General features: G+C 68.8%; 24 protein-coding genes. 13 read left to right on the top strand and 11 right to left on the bottom strand.

From position 1 onward, the window contains the following. Window positions 1-93 precede the first annotated feature (93 nt). On the bottom strand, window positions 94-828 hold the full coding sequence (locus tag CY658_RS14050) for a hypothetical protein (RefSeq protein ID WP_101490793.1): 735 nt from the start codon (window positions 826-828) through the stop codon (window positions 94-96). Window positions 829-941: 113 nt separating this feature from the next. Between CY658_RS14050 and yiaA the strand changes: the two genes are divergently transcribed. Continuing rightward, the gene (gene yiaA, locus CY658_RS14045) at window positions 942-1,382 is read left to right on the top strand and encodes an inner membrane protein YiaA (protein ID WP_101490792.1); all 441 of its coding nucleotides are present in this window, start codon (window positions 942-944) and stop codon (window positions 1,380-1,382) included. A gap of 12 nt (window positions 1,383-1,394) precedes the next feature. On the opposite strand, the gene CY658_RS14040 is transcribed toward yiaA, so the two are convergent. The 3 genes from CY658_RS14040 to recA are packed head-to-tail and all read right to left on the bottom strand — an operon-like array spanning window position 1,395 to window position 3,446. Then, window positions 1,395-1,835, bottom strand: a complete 441-nt coding sequence (locus CY658_RS14040) for a polyketide cyclase (protein ID WP_101490791.1) — start codon at window positions 1,833-1,835, stop codon at window positions 1,395-1,397. After that, window positions 1,804-2,277 (bottom strand): recombination regulator RecX, encoded by a 474-nt coding sequence (gene recX, locus CY658_RS14035; protein ID WP_101490790.1) that lies wholly within the window; start codon window positions 2,275-2,277, stop codon window positions 1,804-1,806. The genes CY658_RS14040 and recX overlap by 32 nt, the downstream gene beginning before the upstream one ends. 56 nt (window positions 2,278-2,333) lie before the next feature. Next, window positions 2,334-3,446: a recombinase RecA gene (gene recA, locus CY658_RS14030; RefSeq protein ID WP_101490789.1), complete on the bottom strand. Its 1,113-nt coding sequence runs from the start codon at window positions 3,444-3,446 to the stop codon at window positions 2,334-2,336. A gap of 146 nt (window positions 3,447-3,592) precedes the next feature. On the opposite strand from recA, the gene CY658_RS14025 reads away from it, so the two are divergent. Both CY658_RS14025 and CY658_RS14020 read left to right on the top strand, forming a co-directional pair. Further along, window positions 3,593-4,078, top strand: a complete 486-nt coding sequence (locus CY658_RS14025) for a MarR family winged helix-turn-helix transcriptional regulator (RefSeq protein WP_101490788.1) — start codon at window positions 3,593-3,595, stop codon at window positions 4,076-4,078. A gap of 62 nt (window positions 4,079-4,140) precedes the next feature. Then, window positions 4,141-4,815: a response regulator transcription factor gene (locus CY658_RS14020; RefSeq protein WP_101490787.1), complete on the top strand. Its 675-nt coding sequence runs from the start codon at window positions 4,141-4,143 to the stop codon at window positions 4,813-4,815. Between the two features lie 26 nt (window positions 4,816-4,841). Here the strand turns inward: CY658_RS14020 and CY658_RS14015 are convergent, their stop codons facing one another. Next, entirely contained in the window at window positions 4,842-5,801 is a 960-nt protein-coding gene (locus tag CY658_RS14015) for a hypothetical protein (RefSeq protein WP_101490786.1), read from the bottom strand. A gap of 142 nt (window positions 5,802-5,943) precedes the next feature. Between CY658_RS14015 and CY658_RS14010 the strand changes: the two genes are divergently transcribed. Together CY658_RS14010 and CY658_RS14005 are read left to right on the top strand one after the other, a co-directional pair. After that, a complete protein-coding gene (locus CY658_RS14010; protein WP_101490785.1) occupies window positions 5,944-7,386 on the top strand; it encodes a sensor histidine kinase in 1,443 nt (480 codons plus the stop codon). After that, on the top strand, window positions 7,383-8,117 hold the full coding sequence (locus tag CY658_RS14005) for a HEAT repeat domain-containing protein (RefSeq protein ID WP_101490784.1): 735 nt from the start codon (window positions 7,383-7,385) through the stop codon (window positions 8,115-8,117). Before CY658_RS14010 ends, CY658_RS14005 begins: the two co-directional genes overlap by 4 nt. Before the next feature lie 5 nt (window positions 8,118-8,122). Here the strand turns inward: CY658_RS14005 and CY658_RS14000 are convergent, their stop codons facing one another. From CY658_RS14000 to CY658_RS13990, 3 genes are read right to left on the bottom strand one after another with little or no spacing between them, the layout of a single operon-like run. Beyond that, on the bottom strand, window positions 8,123-8,311 hold the full coding sequence (locus CY658_RS14000) for a sporulation protein (RefSeq protein WP_101490783.1): 189 nt from the start codon (window positions 8,309-8,311) through the stop codon (window positions 8,123-8,125). A gap of 8 nt (window positions 8,312-8,319) precedes the next feature. Further along, entirely contained in the window at window positions 8,320-9,132 is an 813-nt protein-coding gene (locus tag CY658_RS13995; protein ID WP_101490782.1) for a biotin--[acetyl-CoA-carboxylase] ligase, read from the bottom strand. Window positions 9,133-9,134: 2 nt separating this feature from the next. After that, window positions 9,135-9,797 (bottom strand): SET domain-containing protein, encoded by a 663-nt coding sequence (locus tag CY658_RS13990; protein ID WP_101490781.1) that lies wholly within the window; start codon window positions 9,795-9,797, stop codon window positions 9,135-9,137. A gap of 85 nt (window positions 9,798-9,882) precedes the next feature. Here CY658_RS13990 and CY658_RS13985 point away from each other — a divergent pair, with 85 nt between their 5' ends. Next, window positions 9,883-12,852 carry a DNA topoisomerase III gene (locus CY658_RS13985; protein WP_101490780.1) on the top strand — a complete coding sequence of 990 codons (2,970 nt, stop codon included), beginning with the start codon at window positions 9,883-9,885 and terminating at the stop codon, window positions 12,850-12,852. A 6-nt stretch (window positions 12,853-12,858) separates the two neighbouring features. Next, window positions 12,859-13,842 carry a tripartite tricarboxylate transporter substrate binding protein gene (locus CY658_RS13980; protein WP_374221110.1) on the top strand — a complete coding sequence of 328 codons (984 nt, stop codon included), beginning with the start codon at window positions 12,859-12,861 and terminating at the stop codon, window positions 13,840-13,842. Between the two features lie 4 nt (window positions 13,843-13,846). Here CY658_RS13980 and CY658_RS13975 read toward each other — a convergent pair whose 3' ends face one another. Then, window positions 13,847-14,782, bottom strand: coding sequence for a LysR substrate-binding domain-containing protein (locus tag CY658_RS13975; RefSeq protein WP_101490779.1), 936 nt, complete (start codon window positions 14,780-14,782; stop codon window positions 13,847-13,849). A 109-nt stretch (window positions 14,783-14,891) separates the two neighbouring features. Between CY658_RS13975 and CY658_RS13970 the strand changes: the two genes are divergently transcribed. From CY658_RS13970 to CY658_RS32770, 3 genes are all read left to right on the top strand, one after another. After that, window positions 14,892-15,854 carry a tripartite tricarboxylate transporter substrate binding protein BugE gene (locus CY658_RS13970; protein WP_101490778.1) on the top strand — a complete coding sequence of 321 codons (963 nt, stop codon included), beginning with the start codon at window positions 14,892-14,894 and terminating at the stop codon, window positions 15,852-15,854. 12 nt (window positions 15,855-15,866) lie between these two features. Beyond that, entirely contained in the window at window positions 15,867-16,751 is an 885-nt protein-coding gene (locus tag CY658_RS13965) for an N-formylglutamate amidohydrolase (protein ID WP_101490777.1), read from the top strand. A 103-nt stretch (window positions 16,752-16,854) separates the two neighbouring features. Continuing rightward, window positions 16,855-17,031: a hypothetical protein gene (locus CY658_RS32770; protein WP_180838947.1), complete on the top strand. Its 177-nt coding sequence runs from the start codon at window positions 16,855-16,857 to the stop codon at window positions 17,029-17,031. Window positions 17,032-17,062: 31 nt separating this feature from the next. On the opposite strand, the gene CY658_RS13960 is transcribed toward CY658_RS32770, so the two are convergent. Next, on the bottom strand, window positions 17,063-17,695 hold the full coding sequence (locus CY658_RS13960; RefSeq protein WP_101490776.1) for a TetR/AcrR family transcriptional regulator: 633 nt from the start codon (window positions 17,693-17,695) through the stop codon (window positions 17,063-17,065). A gap of 72 nt (window positions 17,696-17,767) precedes the next feature. Here CY658_RS13960 and CY658_RS13955 point away from each other — a divergent pair, with 72 nt between their 5' ends. From CY658_RS13955 to CY658_RS13945, 3 genes are read left to right on the top strand one after another with little or no spacing between them, the layout of a single operon-like run. Then, window positions 17,768-18,604 carry a thioesterase family protein gene (locus tag CY658_RS13955; RefSeq protein ID WP_101490775.1) on the top strand — a complete coding sequence of 279 codons (837 nt, stop codon included), beginning with the start codon at window positions 17,768-17,770 and terminating at the stop codon, window positions 18,602-18,604. 37 nt (window positions 18,605-18,641) lie between these two features. Beyond that, window positions 18,642-20,282: an acyl-CoA dehydrogenase family protein gene (locus CY658_RS13950; RefSeq protein WP_101490774.1), complete on the top strand. Its 1,641-nt coding sequence runs from the start codon at window positions 18,642-18,644 to the stop codon at window positions 20,280-20,282. Window positions 20,283-20,301: 19 nt separating this feature from the next. After that, on the top strand, window positions 20,302-21,819 hold the full coding sequence (locus tag CY658_RS13945; protein ID WP_101490773.1) for a class I adenylate-forming enzyme family protein: 1,518 nt from the start codon (window positions 20,302-20,304) through the stop codon (window positions 21,817-21,819). An 18-nt stretch (window positions 21,820-21,837) separates the two neighbouring features. Here the strand turns inward: CY658_RS13945 and CY658_RS13940 are convergent, their stop codons facing one another. After that, the gene (locus CY658_RS13940; protein ID WP_101490772.1) at window positions 21,838-22,725 is read right to left on the bottom strand and encodes a gamma-glutamyl-gamma-aminobutyrate hydrolase family protein; all 888 of its coding nucleotides are present in this window, start codon (window positions 22,723-22,725) and stop codon (window positions 21,838-21,840) included. Window positions 22,726-22,781 lie beyond the last annotated feature (56 nt).

The following is a 22,781-nucleotide window of genomic DNA, read 5'->3' as shown; positions in this document are numbered from 1 at the left end:
CGCATGCCGCAAGGCCCGCGCGGGTGCTGATTGTCGCCGGGGCCTCAGCGCGGCGGCGGCTGCGCGCCCCAAGCCCAACGAAGACGGTTGGGCTCAACGCACGAGCCACAGCCCGATGCCCAGCAGAACCGCCTGCACAGCCAGCGCGATGAAGAAGGGCTTGCGCGAGGGCGTCGACATGTCCTGCAGCACCTCATGGATGCGGCGCGTGAGCAGGGCGCGCAACGCCGGGTCTTGCGCAGCGCCTTCGCCCGTCGCCGGTGCGGCTGCGCCCTGCGCGGCACGCTCCTGCTGCCACTCGGCCAGCATGTCGCTCAGGGGCAGGCGGGCCAGCACGAAGCCGACCACGGTGCGCACGGCGCGGCCTTCGCCGAGCACCGGCGCGAGTTGCTGGCACAGCGCGTCGGGCGACAGCCAGTCGGCCACGCGCTGGAGGCCGCCGTGCGTGCGCGGCATGGCTTCGATGCGGCCCGCGATCGCGTCACCGAGCCGCTGCGACACGGCCTCGCCGCGCGCCGCGACCAGGTGCTGCATCGCGCGGGCGCGGCCCTGCTGCACGCCGAGCAGAAAGTACACGCCGACGAACAGCGCCAGCAGCACGGCCACCAGCAGCGGCGGCGACGTGATCAGGGCCACGATGGCGCCGACACCGCCGGCCCGCGCGGCCGGGTTGCCGGGGCCTTGCAGCTGGCTCAGGTAATAGAAGAACACGCCGCCGCCAAGGAACAGGCCGATCAGTGCGCCCTTGATGGCCGAGCCGGCAAAGGCGAAGCCGGCCTTGGCGCCGGTGCGAACGAGAGACTGGGGACGAGCAGGTTGCGACGACATGAAGGGTCCTCCGGTTTTTTTGAAAAGCCGCCTCCTGGGAGGCCGGTCGCTGGCGATCATGCCACCGCCTTCCCGCACCATAATCGCGCCACACAACAACGAGGAGGATCGCCATGGGAACCGTCAGATTTCAGAAACCGACCGCTGCATTCGTCGCTGCCTCCTGGGCCGCGCTAATCATCGGTGCCATCGTCTACCTGGTCGGGCTGTGGAATGCCGCGATGCAGCTCAACGAGAAGGGCTACTACTTCACCATCCTCATGTACGGCCTGTTCTCCGCCGTGTCGCTGCAAAAGACGGTGCGCGACCGGCTCGAGGGCATCTCGGTCACGGGCATCTACTTCGGCCTGTGCTGGGTCTCGCTGCTGCTGTCGGTCGGCCTGCTGGCCGTGGGCCTCTTCAACGCCTCGCTGGCTGCGAGCGAAAAGGGCTTCTACGCCATGGCCTTCCTGCTGAGCCTGTTCGGCGCGGTGGCGGTGCAGAAGAACGTGCGCGACATCGCCTCGTACAAGGCCGAGAACCCGCTGGCCGACGAAGTCGCCGCCGCCGAGTAAGCCGCGCCCGGCTCAGCCCGCCTCGAGCAGGCGGCGCAGGGCCTGCAGGTCGCGCGCGATCCATTCGGCATCGCGCGCAAAGGCCGCATCGTCCATGTGCGGCTGACGCAGCAGCGTGAACTGCAGCTCGCACACACCCGGTGCCACGCCGATCACGCGAAATGGCAAATAGACCTCGGGCACGCCTTCGGGCGCCACCCAGTGGTCGAGCACACCGAACTCATTGGGTGCCGCAAAGCGCATGCGGGCCTCGCCGCTTTCGGGCGTGCGCACGATCCAGTGGTCGCCGTGCGGCACCAGTGCGCTTTTCGAGAGGCCGCTGGCCCAGTCGGGCAGCCGCTTCGGGTCGGACGCGAGCGCATAGGCGTCGCGCCATTCGCAGCTCACACGCTGCGTGATGACGCGGGAGAGCGCGCCGCCTTCATTCGTCGGGGTTGTCGTCGCTTGTGTCATCGAAGTCACTCCTGAGCACCTTGGACACGACAGCGCCCGAGAAACCGCGCGCCATCAGGAATCGCATCTGCTTCGCACGCGCTTTGGCATCGGCCGGCGGCGCATCGAAACGGCGGCGCCACAGGGCCGTGGCGCGCGCGACTTCCGTTTCCTGCAAACCGGCCACCGCCTCGGCGATGGCTTCGGGCGCGATGCCCTTGGCCTGCAGTTCCTGTTTCACGCGCAAGGCGCCCGAGCGGGCCGCGCGCTGGTTGAGCACCGAGGCCACGACGCGCGGCTCGCTGATGAAATCCTTGGCGGCCAGCTCGTCGAGCGCCTTCGCCAGCGTGCCGGGCTCTTCCTCGTGCTTCGCCAGCTTGCGCTCCAGCTCCGCGCGCGAATGCTCGCGCTGGCTCAGGAGGCGCAAGGCGCGGCCTTTGAGGGAGGGGGCGCTGAAAGCCATGCGGGGGTGGGTCGCTCACGCGGCCCACGCAACACGCGAAGGCCGCCTTGTCGAACTTACTCCGCTGCCGCCTTGTCGGCCTTCGAAGCCTTGGCGGGCTTCTCGGCCTTCTCGGGTTCGCTACCGGCGTCGGCTGCGAGCAGCGGAATGCCCAGCGACTCGCGCACCTTGTTCTCGATCTCGCGCGACAGGTCGGGGTTCTCGCGCAGGAACTCGCGAGCGTTGTCGCGGCCCTGGCCGATCTTCTCGCCGTTGTAGGCGTACCAGGCGCCCGACTTGTCGATGATCTTGGCCGTGACGCCCATGTCGATGATCTCGCCCTCGCGGCTGATGCCTTCGCCGAACAGGATGTCGAACTCGGCCGTCTTGAACGGCGGGCTCACCTTGTTCTTCACCACCTTCACCTTGGTTTCGTTGCCGATGGCTTCGTCGCCCTTCTTGATGGTGCCGATGCGGCGGATGTCCAGGCGCACCGAGGCGTAGAACTTCAGCGCGTTGCCGCCGGTGGTGGTTTCGGGCGAGCCGAACATCACGCCGATCTTCATGCGGATCTGGTTGATGAAGATGACCATGCAGTTGGTCTTCTTGATCGTGGCCGTGAGCTTGCGCAGCGCCTGGCTCATCAGGCGGGCCTGCAGGCCGGGCAGCGAGTCGCCCATTTCGCCTTCGATTTCGGCCTTGGGCGTGAGTGCGGCCACCGAGTCGATGACGATCAGGTCGACAGCGCCCGAGCGCACCAGCGAATCGACGATTTCGAGCGCTTGTTCACCGGTGTCGGGCTGGCTGATCAGCAGGTCGGACAGGTTCACGCCGAGCTTCTGGGCGTACTGCACGTCGAGCGCGTGTTCGGCGTCGACAAAAGCGCAGGTGCCGGCCTGCTTTTGCATTTCGGCGATGACCTGCAGCGTGAGCGTGGTCTTGCCCGACGACTCAGGGCCGTAGATTTCGATGACGCGGCCGCGTGGCAGGCCGCCGACGCCCAGGGCGATGTCCAGGCCCAGCGAGCCGGTGGAGACCACCTGGATGTCTTCGAGCGCCTCGCCTTCGCCGAGCCGCATGATCGTGCCCTTGCCGAATTGCTTTTCGATCTGGGCCAGCGCGGCCTGGAGGGCCTTGGCCTTTTCACTGTTGGCGACCGAGATGCTTGCGCCCTTGACGACTGCGTCCATGTGGAAATCTCCTTGAATATCAACGGGTTGTGTCGGGTTTCATCCATCTGCTTTTAACCACAGGCTGGATGCTTGAACAGTAGTGTAGGGGCTCATTTCGCTTTGCAAACCCACTTTAAAGTCAGTTTGCCTTACCATCTGATGCCATGTCCGGCCCCGCCTTTCCCACCGATCCCGACGCCTGGCGGCAGACCCACCTGGGCCGCCTGCTGGGCCACGCGATGCGCCGCTTCGACGAGCGCGTGCTGGCGCTGATGGCGCACGACATCGAGGTGCCGCTGGCGCTGTCGAACCTCGCGGCGCGCGCCCAGGTGAGCGCGGCGCACATCCACATCACGCGGCACCTGGCGCGTGAGGGCTCGCGACTGACCGAGCTGGCCGAACGCGCCGGCATGACCAAGCAGGCCATGGGCACGCTGGTCGACCAGTGCGAAGCCTGGGGGCTGGTCACGCGCGGGCCCGATCCGCTCGATGCGCGCGCGCGGCGCGTGCTGTTCACCGCCGACGGGCTGGCCTGGCTCGACGCCTTCCGCCGCGCCGTCACGCAGGCCGAGCGCGAGTTCCGCGCCAGCGTGGGCGACGAGATTGCCACCGTGGTAACCATCGGACTCGAAGCCTACACAGCGGGCTAGACTCGCGCTGAGACGAATGTGAACTGCGCCGGCATGGCGCCTGAATCCGCCGGAGGTGGCTCATGCGAATACTGATTGCCGAAGACGACCAAGTGCTGGCCGATGCCTTGCTGCGCAGCTTGCGCACCTCGGGCGCGGCGGTCGATCATGTGGCCAACGGCTCGCAGGCCGACACCGCGCTCATGACCCACAGCGAGTTCGACCTGCTGATCCTCGACCTCGGGCTGCCCAGCCTGCACGGCATCGAGATCCTGAAGCGCCTGCGCGCGCGCGGCTCGCAGCTGCCGGTGCTGGTGCTCACGGCAGCCGACAGCGTCGAAGAACGCGTGAAGGGCCTGGACCACGGCGCCGACGACTACATGGCCAAGCCCTTCAGCCTGCAGGAGCTCGAGGCGCGCGTGCGCGCCCTCACGCGGCGCGGCATGGGCGCCACCAGCAACGCGATCCGCCACGGCCCGCTGGTCTACGACCAGGCCGGCCGCGTGGCGACCATCGACGGCAAGATGATCGAGCTGTCGGCGCGCGAACTGGGCCTGCTCGAAGTGCTGTTGCAGCGCGCCGGCCGGCTGGTCAGCAAGGACCAGCTGGTGGACCGGCTGTGCGAATGGGGCGAAGAGGTGAGCATCAACGCCATCGAGGTCTACATCCACCGCCTGCGCAAGAAGATCGAAAAAGGACCGATACGCATCGCGACGGTGCGCGGGCTGGGCTACTGCCTCGAGAAGATTCCCGGTTGAGCGTGCCCCGCCCGCGCAGAACGCCGTCAGGGCTGCTTGCGCAGGTTGACGAGCAGCGTGGCGCCGGTGTTCGAGCGGACCAGGAACATGAGGCTGCGGAAGTAGCCGTTGCTGTCGTACACGCCCGCCGGCACCAGCCCGATGAGGGCCGGCCCGGCATAGCTGCCGGTGGCGGCGGGGGTGAGCTTGCAGTCGTCCGTGCTGGCGGTGGCGGCATTCACCGCCTTCAGCGTGAGGCTGTACATGTTCTTGGCCGAGCCGGGCTGCGCCAGGGCGACGGTGCCCGAGAGCGTGCACTGACCGATCTGCACACCGCTCGTGGTGCCGGTGAACACGCCCTGGCCGTCCACCTGCACCGTCACGCCGAGGCTCGGGCTGCTGTCGGCGTTGGACCAGTTGCCGGTCATGCTCGCCTGCGACACCGCCAGCGCGTTCTCGATGGTGTAGGCCAGCGGGCCGACATCGGACGGCCTGCGGTTGTCGTAGACGTAGGTGCCATTCACCGACTTCTTCGGCGTGAAGGTGCCCGAGCCGGTCACCGGGTACGCGTTGGGCGGGACATACAACTCGGTGTCCGGGTTGAACGACCAGTCTGCCCCCGTGACCTTCAGCGAACCCCACATCGTGCCCCCGAGGAAGCTGGCCGCCAACGAACCGTTGGTGCCGACGAAGGCAATGCCTCGCGCGCCGGCGTAGATGCCTTCGCTGTCGTTGCCCACCGCGGCGGTGGAGCCGGGCTGCGGCGCGCTCAGCGAGGGCGACGGCTCGGAGCCCGGCACGGCGGCGCGGTTCTCGGCCGGCGCGGGCGCTGGCGAAGGCTCGGGTGCCGGTGCAGGCGCCGGAACTGGTGCGATCGGCAGCATCGGCATGCCCCCACCACCGCCTCCGCCACCCCCGCCGCATGCGGTCATGCCCACGGTCGCGGCCAACACGGTCGCGGCCATCCAGAGCGGCTTGGGGCAGCCGCCCACGGTCTTTTGCTTCATGATTTCTCCCTGATGTTTTTGAATTGCAGAAACTGCACGCCAAGGCTACAACCAGTCACACCTCGTCAATGAAACGACACAGCTGCGAATCGCAGCACTAGTTCACGCTCGCCAGCGTTCTTTCGCCTTGCCAGGAACTCCCTTGAAGCTCTTCCAGCGCGCCCAGCGCTCCCTGTTCGGCGAAATCCTCGACTGGATGCTCACGCCGCTGCTGCTGCTCGTGCCGGTGAGCATCGGCGTGACGTGGCTGGTGGCGCAGGGCATCGCCAACGCGCCCTACGACCGCGCGCTGGAGCACAACGTGAAGGTGCTGGCCGAGCTGGTCACGGTGAAGCAGGGGCAGACGCACTTCGTGCTGTCGCAATCCGCGCGCGAGATCCTGCGCGCCGACGACGCCGGCCACATCTACTACCAGCTGCTCGACGGCCACGGCACGCTGCTGCACGGCGAGCGCGACCTGCCGCAGCCCAACGTGGACGACCCGCCCGGCACCAACGTGGTCCTGCTGCACAACAGCACGGTGCACGGCCAGCCGGTGCGCGTGGCCTCGCTGTGGATTCCCAGCGGCAGCGAAGAGGTGCCGCCGTCGTTGCTGCAGCTGGCCGAGACGCGCGAGAAGCAGGCGGTGCTCGCCACCGAGATCATCAAGGGGGTGCTGCTGCCGCAGTTCGCGATCCTGCCGCTGGCGGTGCTGCTGATCTGGCTGGCGCTGGTGCGCGGCATCAAGCCGCTGTCGGTGGTCGAGGCGCGCATCCGCGAGCGCCGACCGGGCGACCTGAGCCCGCTCGATGAGTCCTCGGTGCCGCTCGAAGTGGTGCCGCTGGTGTCGTCGGTGAACGAGCTGCTCGACAAGCTCAACGACTCCATCTTCACGCAGAAGCGCTTCCTGGCCGACGCCGCCCACCAGCTCAAGACGCCGCTCGCGGGCCTGCGCATGCAGGCCGACCTGGCGCAGCGCGAAGGCGCCAATGCCGATGAGCTCAAGCAGTCGCTCAAGCAGATCGGCCGCGCCAGCGTACGCGCCACGCACACCGTGAACCAACTGCTGTCGCTGGCGCGCGCCGAAGGCACCAGCGCCATGACGCACTGCCAGCCCTGCGACCTCGCGCGGCTGACCATCGAGGTGGTGCGCGAGGCCGTGCCGCGCGCCATCGAAAAGCGCATCGACCTGGGCTACGACGGCGCCCAGGCCGGTGCGCCCGGCGTGATGGTCGACGGCAACCCGACGCTGCTGAAAGAGCTGGTGCGCAACCTGGTCGACAACGCGCTCAACTACACGCCCTCGACGCCCGAGCGCCCCGGTGTGATCACCGCGCGCGTGCTGGCCGACCCCTTCGGCCACGTGCAGCTGGTGCAGGTGGAAGACAACGGCCCCGGCATCGCCGAGTCCGACCGCGAGCTGGTGTTCGAACCCTTCTATCGCGTGCTCGGCAACGAGGCCGACGGCTCGGGGCTGGGCCTGCCGATCGTGCGAGAAATTGCCAACCAACACCGCGCGCGGGTGAAACTGGAAGACGCACACCCCGGCAAGCATCCGCCGGGCGCGCTCTTCACCGTGCGCTTCGAGGAGGCCCCTTCCGAATGAGTTCGCCCCCCACGCTCGACGCGCTGCGCCAGCGCTTCGCAGAGATCCGCACCGACACCGACGTGTCGGACATGTTCGACTTCGGCGCCGACCTGCTCGAGCTGCAATCGCCCGAAGCGCTCGCCTTCCACTACACGCTGCTGCACGACACCAGCATGGACAGCGAGCTCTACGACTGGCTTTGCCGCAAGTTCGGCGAGCGCGGCGACGAGGCCGAAGACCATCTGCTCGCACAGTTCGACCGGGAGCCCGACCCCGCGATGCAGGCCACGGTGCTGCAGATGCTCGGCGCCTTCAAGTACCGCAAGGGCCGCCGGCTGAAAGAGACCGTGGCCCTGGCGCGCGCCGCGCTCGCGTCGCCGCACGACGAGCTGCGCTGCAAGGGGTTGTGGGTGATCGGCTGGCTCGGTGGCACGACCGACATCGCCAAGGTGGTGCCGCTGCTCACGCACGACGCCGTCGCCACGAACCGCCAATGGGCCGCGAGCGCGCTGATGCAGATCGTGTTGAGCCGCCGCAGCGCCGCGCCCAAGGCGCTCGAGCCTTTGCGCCTGGCGCTCGACACCGAGACCGATCCGGTCGTGCTGGGCAGCATCCTGGTCGCGGTGCAGGAAATCGCGGGCAAGAAGTTCGGCCTGAGTTCGAGCTCGCACGAGCCGCCGTCGGAAGAAAAACTGCAGGCCGCGCTGGCCAAGGCGCGGCGCATGTTCGCGCGCGCTGCGGCCGCCTGACCGGGTCAGGGCGCGGGCTTGGTTTCCTTGCGGATCTGCAACCACTCGGGGTGGATCTGTCGCGCCATGCGCTGCGGCTCGCGCTCGTCGAGCGCCGCGGGAGCGAGCCCGAAGCCGGCCAGGTCACCGCGCGTCCACAGCCAGTAGCCCGCGTTGGCCGCGAGCAGGGCGATGAGGAACAGGCGCAGCTTCATGCCCTCGCTCAGAAAGACATGCCGCGCGGGCGCACGCTCACTTCGTCGCTCGAAATCAGTTGCAGGCCGGCGTCGGTGCGCACCTGCAGTTCGCCGCCCCAGGCCACGCCTTCGCACAGGCCGGCGGTGCCGTCGCTGAGCGTCACCTCGCGCCCGCGCAGCACGTCGCGCGCCGCAAAGCGTTCGGCAAAAGGCCCGAAGCCGTTCGCCTCGAAGGCCAGTACGCTGCGCACCAGCGGCTCGGCCAGCGCCTGCAGCACCTCGGGCGCGGACGCGTCGGGCTGCCACTGGCGCAGCCAGGCCGGCGGCGTGCGCATGCCGTCGCCTTCGCGCGGGCCGATGTTGATGCCGATGCCGACCACGAGGTAGCGCGCGGCATCGGGCCGGGCGGTCTGCGGCATGGCGGTCTCGATGAGGATGCCGACCAGCTTGCGGTCGTCCACCCAGATGTCGTTGGGCCACTTCAGGCCGACCTGGTGCACGCCCGTCGGGTCGAGGCTTTCGGCCACGGTCACGCCCACGGCCAGCGACAGGCCCGACCAGTCGGCCGGCGCCAGCGGCATGCCGAGCGAAAAGGTGAGGGAGGCGGGCGCCTCGGGTTGCTGTGCGCTCTGCCAGGGGCGGCCGAGGCGACCGCGTCCGGCTGTCTGGCGTTCGGCCACGAGCAGCACGGGCTCGGTGCGGCCGGCGCGCGCACGGCGCATCAGCTCGGTGTTGGTGGAATCGATTTCGGCCACGGCCTCGACCGCGAAGCCGGGCAGCAGCGGCGCGACCGCTGCGGCGATCCGGTCTTCGAACCAGGCGGAGGCCGGCGTGCCCATCGTCAGTCTCCGGCGGCGGACGGCGCGTCGTCCTTGGACTTTTTCTTGCCGTCGGCCTTTTTCTTGTCGGCCTTCTTGTCCGCTTTTTTCTTCTCGGCTTTCTTTTCAGCCTTCTTCGCTTCCTTGGCCTCGGCCTTCTTCTTCTCGGCTTTTTTCTTGGCCTTCTTCTTTTTCTTCTTGTCTTTTTCTTCGTCCTCGTCCTTCGGCGTCAGCAGCGTGCCGCGGCACTGCTCGGAGCCGCACCAGCACGGGAACTCGGACAACAGCTTCTCGGTGTACGGCTCGTCGATGATCAAGCCGTAGTCGTAATTGAGTTCCTCGCCGGCAGCGATGTTTCTCAGGGCCTTGATATAAACGCGCCCATCGACTTCGTCGGCCTCGCAGTTCGGCTCGCACGAGTGATTGATCCAGCGCGCGGCGTTGCCTTCGACATTGCCGTCGATCACACGACCGTCGTCGATGTGGAAGTAGAAGGTGTGGTTGGGCTGCGCAGGGTCGTGCGGATGGCGGCGCAGCGCCTCCTTCCAGCTGATGACCTGGCCCTTGTATTCGATCAGCGTTTCGCCTTCCGCCAGGTCCTGCACGGCGAACACGCCGTTGCCGTGGACATCGGAGCGACGCGTCTGAATGCGGCGGCCGCCGGAAAGTGGGGATTTGGAAGGCATCGCCGAAGTCTGTTAGGTTGAATATGCACACATGCGTGTGCGCGCGTGTGCACGCGGGAAGCCGCAGAGTATAGAGAGCCCTCAGATGACAAAAACTTTGGTAATCGCAGAAAAGCCGTCGGTGGCCCAGGACATCGTCCGGGCCCTCACGCCGGTGGCCGGCAAGTTCGACAAACATGACGAGCATTTCGAGAACGACACCTACGTCGTGACCAGTGCCGTGGGCCACCTGGTCGAAATCCAGGCGCCGGAAGAATTCGACGTGAAGCGCGGCAAGTGGAGCTTCGCCAACCTGCCGGTGATTCCGCCGCACTTCGACCTCAAGCCGGTCGACAAGACGAAGACGCGCCTGAACGCCGTGGTCAAGCAGGCCAAGCGCAAGGACGTGACGCAGCTCATCAACGCCTGCGACGCGGGCCGCGAGGGCGAACTGATCTTCCGCCTCATCGAGCAGTACGCCGGCGGCAAGAGCCCGCTGGGCAAGCCGGTGAAGCGGCTGTGGCTGCAGTCGATGACGCCTCAAGCCATTCGCGACGGCTTCGACCAGCTGCGCACCGAGAAGCAGATGCAGGGCCTGGCCGACGCCGCGCGTTCGCGCTCCGAAGCCGACTGGCTGGTGGGCATCAACGGCACGCGCGCCATGACCGCGTTCAATTCGCGCGACGGCGGCTTCTTCCTCACGACCGTGGGCCGCGTGCAGACGCCGACGCTGTCGGTGGTGGTGGAGCGCGAAGAGCAGATCCGCAAGTTCGTCTCGCGCAACTACTGGGAAGTGCACGGCAGCTTCGCGGCCGAGGCCGGCCAGTACCCCGGCAAGTGGTTCAACCCCGACTGGAAGAAAGCCAACGCGCCGCTCTTGGCCAACGGCGAGCCCGATGCCGAGCAGCGCGCAGACCGCGTGTGGAGTGAGCAGGAAGCCCGCGCCATCGCCGACGCCTCGCGCGGCAAGCCCGCCACGGTCACCGAAGAGAGCAAGCCCACCACGCAGGCCTCGCCCGCTCTGTTCGACCTGACCTCGCTGCAGCGCGAGGCCAACGGCCGCTTCGGCTTCAGCGCCAAGACCACGCTCGCGCTGGCCCAGAGCCTGTACGAACGCCACAAGGCGCTGACCTACCCGCGTACCGATTCGCGCGCGCTGCCGGAAGACTATCTGCCGGTGGTCAAGCAGACCATGGAGATGCTCGCCGACAGCGGCATGAAGCACCTGGCGCCGTTCGCCAAGCAGGCGGTCGACGGCAACTACGTCAAGCCCAACAAGCGCATCTTCGACAACGCCAAGGTGTCGGATCACTTCGCCATCATCCCGACGCTGCAGGCCCCGAGCGGCCTGAGCGAAGCCGAGCAGAAGCTGTATGACTTCGTGGTGCGCCGCTTCCTGTCGGTGTTCTTCCCGAGCGCCGAGCACCAGGTGACCACGCGCATCAGCACGGTGGAGCAGGGCGGCAAGAAGTATCCGTTCCGCACCGACGGCAAGGTGCTGGTGAAGCCGGGCTGGCTCGCCATCTACGGCAAGGAAGCCCAGGACGACGAGAAGGAAGACGACAAGGACGGCAAGCGCCTCGTGCCGGTGAAGCCGGGCGAGATCGTCAACACCGAGTCGGCCGACCTCAAGGGCCTGAAGACGCGCCCGCCCGCACGCTACTCGGAAGCCACGCTGCTGGGCGCCATGGAAGGCGCCGGCAAGACCATCGACGACGACGAGCTGCGCGAGGCCATGCAGGAGAAGGGCCTGGGCACGCCAGCCACGCGCGCGGCCACCATCGAAGGGCTGATCGCCGAGAAGTACATGCTGCGCGAAGGCCGCGAGCTGATCCCGACCGCCAAGGCCTTCCAGCTCATGACGCTGCTGCGCGGCCTGGGCGTGGAAGAACTCTCCAAGGCCGAGCTCACGGGCGAGTGGGAGTACAAGCTCGCGCAGATGGAGAAGGGCGCGCTGAGCCGCGACGCCTTCATGCGCGAGATCGCCGAAATGACGGAGCACATCGTCAAGAAGGCCAAGGAGTACGACCGCGACACCGTGCCGGGCGACTACGCCACGCTCGCCACGCCCTGCCCGAACTGCGGCGGCGTGGTGAAGGAAAACTACCGCCGCTACGGCTGCACCGGCAAGAGCGGCACGGGCGAAGACGCCTGCGGCTTCTCGTTCGGCAAGTCGCCGGCCGGGCGCACCTTCGAGGTGGTCGAGGCCGAGGCGTTGGTGCGCGACAAGCACATCGGCCCGCTCGACGGTTTCCGCTCCAAGGCGGGCTGGCCTTTCACCGCCGAGATCATCCTCAAGTACGACGAGGAAGAGGCGAAGAACTGGAAGCTCGAATTCGACTTCGGCGACGACAAGAACGCCGAGAGCGGCGAGATCGTCGACTTCAGCGCGCAGGACACCGTGGGCCCCTGCCCGGTGTGCGGCGCGCCGGTGTTCGACCACGGCAGCAACTACGTCTGCGAGAAATCGGTGCCCACGAACGAGCAGCCGACGCCGAGCTGCACCTTCAAGACCGGCAAGATCATCCTGCAGCAACCGGTCGAGCGCGACCAGATGGAAAAACTGCTCGCCACCGGCAAGACCGATCTGCTCGACAAGTTCGTGTCGATGCGCACGCGCCGCGCCTTCAAGGCCTTCCTGACCTGGAACAAGGACGAGGGCAAGGTGACCTTCGAGTTCGCACCGCGCGAAGGCGGCAGCAAGTTCCCGCCGCGCAAGACCTTCGGCAAGCCGGCCGCGAAAACCGCGGCGGCCAAGAAGGTCGCGGCGAAGAAGACGCCCGCCGCCAAGAAAGCGCCGGCCGAGAAGAAGGCGGCCAAGCCGCGCAAGCCGGGCGCAGGCCTCAAGCCCAGCGACTCGCTGGCCGCGGTGATCGGCGCCGAACCGGTGGCGCGCACCGAGGTCATCAAGAAGCTGTGGGACTACATCAAGGCCAACGGCCTGCAGGACGCAACCAACAAGCGCGCGATCAATGCCGACGCCAAGCTCAAGCCCGTGTTCGGCAAGGACCAGGTGACGATGTTCGAACTCGCGGGCATCGTGGGCAAGCACCTCTCGGCGCCCGACGCGGCCTGACGACGCATGCAGCGCAGACACCTCACCACCGCGCTGGCCGCAGCAGCGATGCTGCTGGGCGGCGCGGGCCTGGTCCAGGCCGCCGCGTGGCCTGACAAGCCCGTCAAGCTGGTCGTGCCTTTCCCACCCGGGCAGGCCACCGACATCTTTGCCCGCGCGCTCGCCGAACAGCTCGGCAAGCGGTTGGGCCAGCCCGTGATCGTCGACAACAAGGCGGGCGCGGGCAGCAACATCGGCACCGAGTTCGTGGTGCGCGCGCCGCCCGACGGCTACACGCTCGTGGTGGCCGGCAGCGCGATGGCGGTGAACCAGACGCTCTACGCCAAGCCGGGCTTCGACCCGCGCCGCGACCTGGTCGGCATCTCGCTGATCGCGAAGGTGCCGCTGGTGTTTCTGGCCACGCCCGAAAGCGGCATCCGCACGCTGGCCGACCTCACGGCGCGCGCCAAGGCCGAGCCCGGCAAGCTGAGCTACGCGAGCGCCGGCATCGGCGGCACGCAGCACCTGTCGGGCGAGATGTACAAGTCGGCGGCGCATGTGTTCATCACGCACATTCCGTACCGCGGCAGCGGGCCGGCGCAGGCGGATTTCCTGGGCAACCAGGTGCCGCTGATGGTCGACTCGGTGACGGCCGCGCTGCCGCACATCAAGTCGGGCAAGGCGGTGCCGCTGGCGGTGACGTCGGCCACGCGCTCGTCGCAACTGCCCGACGTGCCCGCCGTGCGCGAGACCGGCGTGGCCGGCACGAAGAACTTCGAAGCCGTGGGCTGGCTCGGCCTGATGGCACCGCGCGGCACGCCGCCCGAGATCGTGGCGCGGCTGAACCACGAAGTGACCGACATCCTGAAGAGCGAGCAGATGGCGCGCTTCATCCGCGACCGGGGCTCCGAGCCGGCGCCCACGAGCGGTGCCGAGTTCGACCGCTTCGTGGCGAGCGAGATCGGGCTCTGGGGTGCGGCGGTGAAGGCCTCGGGCGCGAAGCCCGAATAACTGCTCAGGCCGACGCGACCGGCGGCAACGCCATCGCTTCCCCGCTGCGGTCGACCTCGGCCAGCAGCCAGTTGCGGAAATGATCCAGCGTGGCCAGCTGGCCGCGCCCCTCGGGGTAGCAGAACCAGTAGCCCTCGCTGCCCCGGTAGCCGCCGTTGGGCAGCGGCTCTTCCACCAGCCCCGACGTGATCTCGTCCTGCACCAGGCAGCGCGGCACCAGCGCGACGCCCATGCCGGCCATGACGGCGCGGATCATGGTCTGGAACTGGTCGAACTGCAGGCCGGCCAGCGGGTCGAGCCCGCGCACGCCGTGCGCCTCGCTCCAGTGCAGCCACGACTGCGGCACGCTCACGTGGCGCAGCAGGGTGCAGCGCGCCACGTCCTGCGGCGTGCGGATGGGGGCCTCGGCCTGCGCGGCGCGCGGGGCGATCAGCGCCACGTCCTGCCCCGCGAGGTAGTGCGAGCGCGCCCCGGGCCAGTGGCCGTCGCCGAACAAAATAGCGCAGTCGAGCTCGGGCCGCTCGAAGTCGTAGCCGTGCACGAAGGGCACGAAATGCAGCGTGATCTGCGGGTGCCGCTGCTGGAAATCGGGCAGGCGCGGAATCAGCCACTTGGCGCCGAAGGTGGGCAGGGTCGACAGGTGCAGCGCACCACCGCCATCGCCACTCGTGATGAGTTCCAGCGTGGCCGCCTCCAGCTGCGCCAGCAGGGCGCGCACGGCCTTCTCGTAGCGCTCGCCGGCCGGCGTGAGCGCCAGGCGCTTGCGGCTGCGCTCGAACAGCGGCGCGCCGATCCAGCGTTCGAGCTCCTGCACCTGCTTGCTCACCGCGCCCTGCGTGAGGTGCAGCGCCTCGGCCGCGCGCGAGACGCCGCCGAAGCGCACCACGGTGGAGAAGGCGCGCAGCAGGTTCAGGGGCGGGTTGAGGCGTCGCAGCGGCATGGGGGAGCCCATCAAGTCATTCCAGATTGGAATGATATCGGGTATATCCTTTGCTTCAGGTGAGCTGCAGCTTTGCACATTCACTCATCGTTCCATTGGAAGAACCCTCATGCAACGTCGTCATCTCCTCTCCATCCTGGCCGCCGCTTCTTTCGCCCCAGGAATATCCTTTGCCCAAGGCAAGCCGATCCGCCTGGTCGTGCCTTTCCCGCCCGGTGGCGCCACCGACATCACGGCCCGCGTGCTCTCCGAGCCCCTGGCCAAGATCCTCCAGCAGCCCGTGGTGATCGACAACCGCGCCGGCGCGGGCGGCTCGATCGGCATGGCCGAGCTGGCACGCGCCGCACCCGACGGCCTGACCTTCGGCGTGGCCACGCTGTCCACGCACGGCGTGAACCCGGCCGTGTACCAGAAGCTGCCCTACGACCCGATCAAGGGCTTCACGGCCGTGACCGAGCTGGTGAAGGCGCCGGGCGTGATCGTCATCAACCCGGCCGTGCTGCCGGTGGGCAGCTTCGCGGAACTCGTGAAGTACCTGAAGGCCAACCCCGGCAAGGTGTCGTACGCCTCGCCGGGCAACGGCACCATCGGCCACATGTGGGGCGAGCTGTTCAAGAGCAGCACCGGAACCTCGATGGTGCACATCCCCTACCGCGGTGCGGGCCCGGCCATCAACGACGTGCTCGCGGGCCAGGTGCCGGTGTACTTCGACCAGGTGGCCTCGTCGCTGCCGCACGTGAAGGCCGGCAAGCTGAAGGCGCTGGCCGTGTCCTGGAGTGGCCGCCTCGACGTGCTGCCCGACGTGCCGACCTACGGCGAACTGGGCCAGGCGGCCAGCAACGACCCCTCGTGGTTCGGCATGATCGCGCCCGCCGGCACGCCGCCCGAGTTGGTGCTGCGCATGCAGCAGGCCGTGGCCACCGCGCTGAAGGACCCCGCGGTGCGCGAGCGCCTGGCGCTGCAGGGGCTGTACGCCTCGGGCACCACGCCGGCCGAGTTCACGAAGCAGATCGCGAGCGAGATCGAGAAGATGAAGAAGGTGGCCGCCTTCGCGCGCATCCGATTGGACTGACCGACCCTGCCTATGCATCCAGTCCTGAAACTGATTCAAACCCGCGCCCAGGTGACGAGCGTCGCCGGGCACACCCCGCTGGTGCTGGACTCGCCGCACAGCGGCACCGTCTACCCCGAGGACTTCCGGCCCGTGTGCGACCTCGCCACGCTGCGCCGGGCCGAGGACACCCACGTCGAGAAGCTCTACGCCTTCGCGAGCGACATGGGCGCCGCCTGGGTCGAGGCGCACTTTCCGCGCAGCTATCTCGACGCCAACCGCGACATGACCGAGGTCGACACCACCATGCTCGACGGCCCGTGGACCGAGCCGGTGTCGACCGACCCGCGCGTGCTGTCCAAAGTGCGCCTGGGCAAGGGCCTGATCTGGAAGCTCACCGACGAGGGCCTGCCGATCTACGACCGGCCGCTCACGGTGGCCGAGGTGCGCCAGCGCATCGACCAGTGCTGGCGCCCGTACCACGCGGCGGTGGCGCAGGCCATCGACGACGCGCATGCGCGGCACGGCTACAGCATCCACATCAACTGCCACTCGATGCCGGCCATTGCGGGCAGCCACGCCACCGACTTCCCGGGGCTGGCGCACGCCGACTTCGTGATCGGCGACCGCGACGGCAGCACGGCCGATCCGGCGCTGTCGCAGCGGCTGTGCGCGCACCTGCGCGCGTGCGGCTACAGCGTGGACTACAACCACCCGTACAAGGGCGTGGAGCTGGTGCGCCGGCACGGCAACCCGGCGGCGAACCGGCACAGCATCCAGGTCGAGATCAACCGCAAGCTCTACATGGACGAGGCCACGCTGGCGCTCGACGAAGCCGGTGCGGCGCGGCTGCAGGCCGACCTGCGATCGATGGTCGAGATGCTGCTGGCAACCGACCCGCGCATCGCAACACCCTGAACGCCACCCCGCCGCAACCCCTGCGGCGGCTGGTGTCTTTGTTACAGAGCGGCCGGAGCCCCCGGCCTATAGTGGGACGTCCTTAGTTTTCTGGAGTCCTGCCGTGAAGTCGATCCTTGCCGCCCTCGCCGTCCTTGCGACCGGCCTGTTGATTTCGGGCTGCGCCGGCACCGCGCCGTCGCCGTCTTCTTCCTCCACGTCTTCATCGGGCAGCGGCGTGACGGTGTTCGGCACCATCGACGCCGGCGTCAGCGGCACGACGAACAAGTCGTCGCGCTGAGCGACAGCCGATAGCGCGCCATCGCCCCGCATCAGGCGACCGTCGCCAGGTAGCCCCGCAGCGCATCACGCAGCTGGCGTGACAGCGCCTGCAGGTCGGGCCGCCCGCCTGTGCCGAGGTGGGTGTGCGCCACCAGCCCGTAGATGATGGTCTGGCACACGCGCGCCGCTTCTTTCTTCTTCGGGCCGTCGGCCCGCACGTCACCCGCCGCGTCCAGCACGCCCACCCATTCGGCCACGAAGCGGTCGTACATCTTGCGGTAGGCCTCGGGGCTGGAGAGGTGGCGCTCCAGCAGGTAGTGCGCGCCCCAGGCCACGGGTTGCGCGCGGTGCGCGTCGAGCTGCGCATCGATCACCCCATCGACGATCTCGCGCCACGGCCGGCCTTCGTTCGCGGCCACGACCGCACGCATGTCCAGCAGCAGCGCCTTGGAGCGCAGGTGCAGGCACACGCGCGCCAGGTCTTCCTTGTTCTCGAAGTATTCGTAGAAGCTGCCCAGGCCCGTGCCCGCCACGGCCGCGATCTCGCGGATCGTGATGGCAGCGAATCCCTTCTCGACCAAAAGCCGAACAAAGGCTTCCTGCAAGGCCTGCGAGGTGTGGCGCGCGCGGGACTGGCGCGGCTTCCTCCTCGGGGCGGCGGCGGGTGCACGGGCGCCGGTCATGGCCGCCGAACCCGAACACCTGGGGGGCGGGTTGTTCCTAGAATTTTTGATCCCATCGAAAGGCATTCTGCAATGACCTCGCACGACCGTGCCCCCGAGACAACGCCCCCCGCCGTCTACACCGGCGAGGGCGACGCGTGGCAGCCCGACACCCTCTCGCGCGGCCCCTGGGACCCGCGCGCGCAGCACGGTGGCGCGCCCGCCGCCTTGCTCGCACACATCGCCGAACGCGCGACGCCCGGCCCCGGCTGGCAGCTGGCGCGGCTCACGCTCGAGCTGGTGAAGCCGGTGCCGGTGGCACCGCTGGTCACGCGCACGCAATCGCAGGCCTCGCGCGCCACGGTGCGCGTGGGCATCGACCTGCTCGCGGGCGACACGGTGGTGGCCCGCGCGCACGCATTGCTGCTGAAGACGTCGCCGCTGACCTTGCCGCCGAACCTGCCCGCAGGCGACGCGCCGCGCGAACTGCTGCCGCGGCCCGAGGACTGCACCGAGCGGCTGCGCATTCCCAGCCTGCCCGACGGGATCTCGTTCCACCAGACCGCCGTCGAATCGCGCCTCGCGCAGGGCGACATCTCGCAACCCGGCGCGGGCGCGGCGTGGTTCCGGCTCGCGGTGCCACTGGTGCGCGGCGTGGCCACCTCGCCCGCGATGCGCGCGGCGGCGGCGGCCGACTTCGGCAACGGCCTGAGCTGGGTGCTGCCGCCCACCGACTTCCTGTTCTCGAACGCCGACCTGAGCCTGAACCTGTTCCGCGTGCCCGAAGGCGAATGGATCGGCCTGCGCGCCAGCACCGAGATGCACGCCGGCGGCGCGGGGCTCACCGTGTCCCACCTGTACGACACGCGCGGCCTCCTCGGCCTCGCGACCCAGACGCTGGTGGTGCGCGAACGCGCCGCCGCCGCCTGAACACGCCCCTCTTTCACCGCTTCACGGAGACCACGCCATGACCACCACCGGCATCCACCCCGACAACCAGGTCCCCGAGCTCAAGGACTACAACGTCTACACCAGCGACCCCACCCTGCGCGGCGCGGTGGCGCGCGGCGGCGCGGCCTGGCGCGACGACGAGCTGGTGCGCCAGGGCGCCGAGTACGGCGCCGAAGCCACGCTGCGCGCCGCCGAGGACGCCAACCGCCACGAACCCGAGCTGCACACCCACTCGCGCACCGGCACGCGCATCGACAGCGTGCAGTTCCACCCCGCGTGGCACACCATGATGTCGATCGCGCGGCGCAACGGCATCGCCAACCTGCCGTTCTTCGACGAGCGGCCCTCGGCCTGGGTGGGCTACGGCGCCTCGCTGTACATGCACAGCCAGATCGAGTCGGGCTCGACCTGCCCGACCACCATGACCAAGGCCTGCATCCCCGTGATGCGCCGCAACGCCGCGCTGTACGCCGACCTGCACGACAAGCTCGCCGCCAACGTGCACGACGCGCGCGACATCCCGCTCGAGGGCAAGACCTCGATGACCGTCGGCATGGGCATGACCGAGAAGCAGGGCGGCAGCGACGTGCGAACCAACACCACGCGCGCCGTGCCGGCCGGCCAGGGCCCATGGGGCAGCGAGTTCCTCATCACCGGCCACAAGTGGTTCTTCTCGGCACCGATGTGCGACGGCCACCTGGTGCTGGCCAAGACCGACGAGCACGGCTCGTCCTGCTTCTTCGTGCCGCGCTGGCGGCCCGACGGCAGCAAGAACGCGATCCACATCCAGCGCCTGAAGGACAAGGTCGGCAACCGCTCCAACTCCAGCAGCGAGGTCGAGTTCAAGGAGGCCTGGGGCGTGCTCGTGGGCGACGAGGGCCGCGGCATCCCGACCATCATCGAGATGGCCACCGTCACGCGCCTGGACTGCGCGCTCGCCAGCGCCGGCTTCATGCGCCAGGGCTTCGCGCAAGCGCTGCACTACACGCGCAACCGCTATGCCTTCGGCAAGGCGCTGGTCGACCAGCCCGTGATGACCGAGCTGCTGGCCGACATGGCGCTCGAAACCGAGAGCGCCACGCTGCTGGCGATGGAGCTCGCGTCGCGCTTCGGCTCGCCCGCACCGCTGGACACGGCCTGGCGCCGGCTGCTCACGCCCGCCGCCAAGTTCTGGAACTGCAAGCGCGCGGTGGCGCTCACGGGCGAGGCGATGGAAGTGTTCGGCGGCAACGGCTATGTGGAAGACGGCCCGATGGGCCGCCTGTTCCGCGAGGCGCCCGTCAACTCGATCTGGGAAGGCTCGGGCAACGTGATGTGCCTGGACGTGCTGCGCGCCGTGTCGCGCAACCCCGACGACGCGCACCTCGTGCTCGACCACCTGCAGGAAGTGACCGCCGGCGAAACGCGCCTGCAGACCGAGGTGCAGGCCCTGCGCCAGATGGTGCAGCTGGCGCCGCAGGATCTGGAACGCCAGGCGCGCCGCTTCACGCAGCGGCTGGTGCGCGCGGCGCAGGCCGGCCTGATGCTGCAGCACGCGAGCCCGCTTGCCTCGGCCGCTTTCGTGTCGAGCCGCTTCGATCCCGACTGGGGCCCGGTGACCGGCATCAGCGCCGGCACCAGCGACCCCGGCGCGCTGGTGCGCGCGGCCTGGCACTGAGCACGCGAAGACGACACCGATGGATTTCGTTTCCCTGCTCGACCAGCACGCCCGCACCCAACCTGACCACGAATGCCTGCGCGCCGCAGGCCGCGCCTGGACCTACGCCGAGTTCGCCGACCTCTCGCGCCGCGCCGCCACCGTGCTGCGCGGCCAGGGCGTGGGCCCTGGTGACAAGGTCGCGCTGCTGTGCTTCAACACGGTCGGTTTTGTCGCCGCGATGTTCGGCGCCTGGCGCCTCGGCGCGGCCGTGGTGCCGGTCAACCACAAGCTGCAGGCGCCGGAGATCGACTACATGCTGGCCCACGCGGGCGTGCGCCTGTGCGTGGCCGACGGCACGCTCGCCACGCAGGTCGCCGCGCGCATCGCGCACCGCTGCGACTGGCTCGCGACCGACAGCGCCGCCGACGGCCTGCCGATGTTCGACGACCTGATGGCGCAGGCCGCGCCGCTCGGCAACGACGACGCGCCCGCGCCCGGCACCGACACGCTGGCCCAGGTGCTCTACACCTCGGGCACCACGGGCAAGCCCAAGGGCTGCCTGCACAGCCACCGCAACGTCTTCATGGCGGCCGTGTGCACGGCCGCAGGCATGTCACTCACGCGCAATGAGCGCACGCTGGTCGCGATGCCCGTGTGGCATTCGTCGCCGCTCAACAACTGGTTGCTGGGCACGCTGCTCATGGGCGGCACCGTCGTGCTGCTGCGCGAGTACGCGCCCAAGGCCTTTCTCGACACGCTGGCCGAAGAACGCATCACCTTCACCTTCGGCGCGCCCATCGCCTTTTTGGCGCCGCTGTCGGTGGTGCCCGATGTTGCGCGCTACGACTTCAGCGCGATGCGCCTGTGGGCCTACGGCGGCGGCCCGCTCGGTGCCGACATGGCGCGCAAGCTGGCCGACAGCTACCGCAGCGACCGCTTCGTGCAGGTCTACGGCATGACCGAATCGGGCCCGCTGGGCACCGTGCTCTACCCGGAAGACGCCATTGCCAAGGCCGGCTCGATCGGCCGCGCGGGCGTGCCGGGCGTGGCGATCGAGGTGCGCCATGCCGACGGCCGGCGCTGCGGCGCGGGCGAGGTCGGCGAAATCCACCTGCGTTCACCGGCCGCGATGCAGGGCTACCTCGACAACCCGCAGGCGAGCGCCGAGGCCTTCGATGCGCAAGGCTGGTACCGCACGGGCGACCTCGCGCGGGTGGACGAAGACGGCTTTCTGTTCATCGTCGACCGGCTGCGCGACATGATCATCACGGGCGGCGAGAACGTCTATTCGAAGGAAGTGGAAGACGCGCTGGGCGCCCACCCCGACGTGCAGGACGTGGCCATCATCGGCCGCCCGCACCCCGAGTGGGGCGAGACCGTGACGGCGGTGCTGGTGGCACGCGGAGGGCAGGCGCTTGAGGCGCGCGAACTGGTGCGTTTTCTCGAAGACCGGCTGGCGCGCTACAAGATTCCGCGCATCTTCGAAGTGCGCGAGAGCCTGCCGCGCACGGCGACGGGCAAGCTGCTGAAGCACCTGTTGCGCGACGCGGCCTGAGCACGCGCCCCGAAACAATCAGCGCCGCAGCAACGCCTGCCGCAGCAGCCGGGACGCCCGGTTGCGAATCCGCCCCTGCATCTCGCGCATGCTCGTGCGCGGCGCCACACGGGCGGTGGCGCAGGCCCACAAGAAGTCGTGCAGGATGGGCGTGTCGTCCACCGTCTCGGTGCTGCCGTACTTGTGGAACTCCGGGTGCCACTGGGTCGCCGCGATGTAGCCGCGCCCCTTTTCGGGCCGGCGGCGGATCGCTTCGGGCACGCGGTCGGGCAGGCTCCAGGCCTCGACCTCGAAGCCCGGCGCGAGCCCCTTGATGCCCTGGTGGTGAATGCTGTTGACGCGCGCCGTGTGCACCTCGGGGAACAGCTTCGACAGGCGCGTGCCCTGCACGATCTCGATCTGGTGGAAGTTCTGGTCGTAGGTCACCGGGTCGCGGTGGCGCACCGTCTCGGGGTGGCCGTGCTGCGCTTCGATGTCCTGGTAGAGCGAGCCGCCGAAGGCCACGTTGATCAGCTGCAGGCCGCGGCACACGCCGAAGATCGGCTTGCCGGCCTGCTCGAAGGCCTCGACCAGCGCAAGGTCGTACAGGTCGCGGATCTGGTCGCCGATCCAGGCGTCTTTCAAAGGCTCTTCGCCGTAGCTGCCGGGCCAGACATCGGCGCCGCCGTGCATCACCACGCCGTCGAGCCACTCGGCGTAGTGCGAGAGCTTGGTGTCACCGCGCGCCGTCTCGCCCGTGGGGCAGGGCACCATCACCACCATCGCGCCGGCCGACATGAGCCAGTGCGCGATCGACTGTTCGACGTACTGCAGCGTCTTGTTCGTGAAGAGCGAGCGGGCCGGGTCGGCGTGCGAGAAGCAGGCGGACAAGCCGATTTTGAGTCGGGCGGCGACAGGCTGAGACATCTCGATGGGTTCCCTGTGGACAAAGTTCATTGTGCGCCCATCGAACTTCGGTCGTG

This window comes from Variovorax sp. RO1 (genome assembly GCF_002849325.1).
In the GTDB taxonomy this organism is placed as follows: domain Bacteria; phylum Pseudomonadota; class Gammaproteobacteria; order Burkholderiales; family Burkholderiaceae_C; genus Variovorax.
The sequence above is the reverse complement of the archived record's forward strand: the minus strand, read 5'-3'. Positions and strand labels throughout refer to the sequence as shown.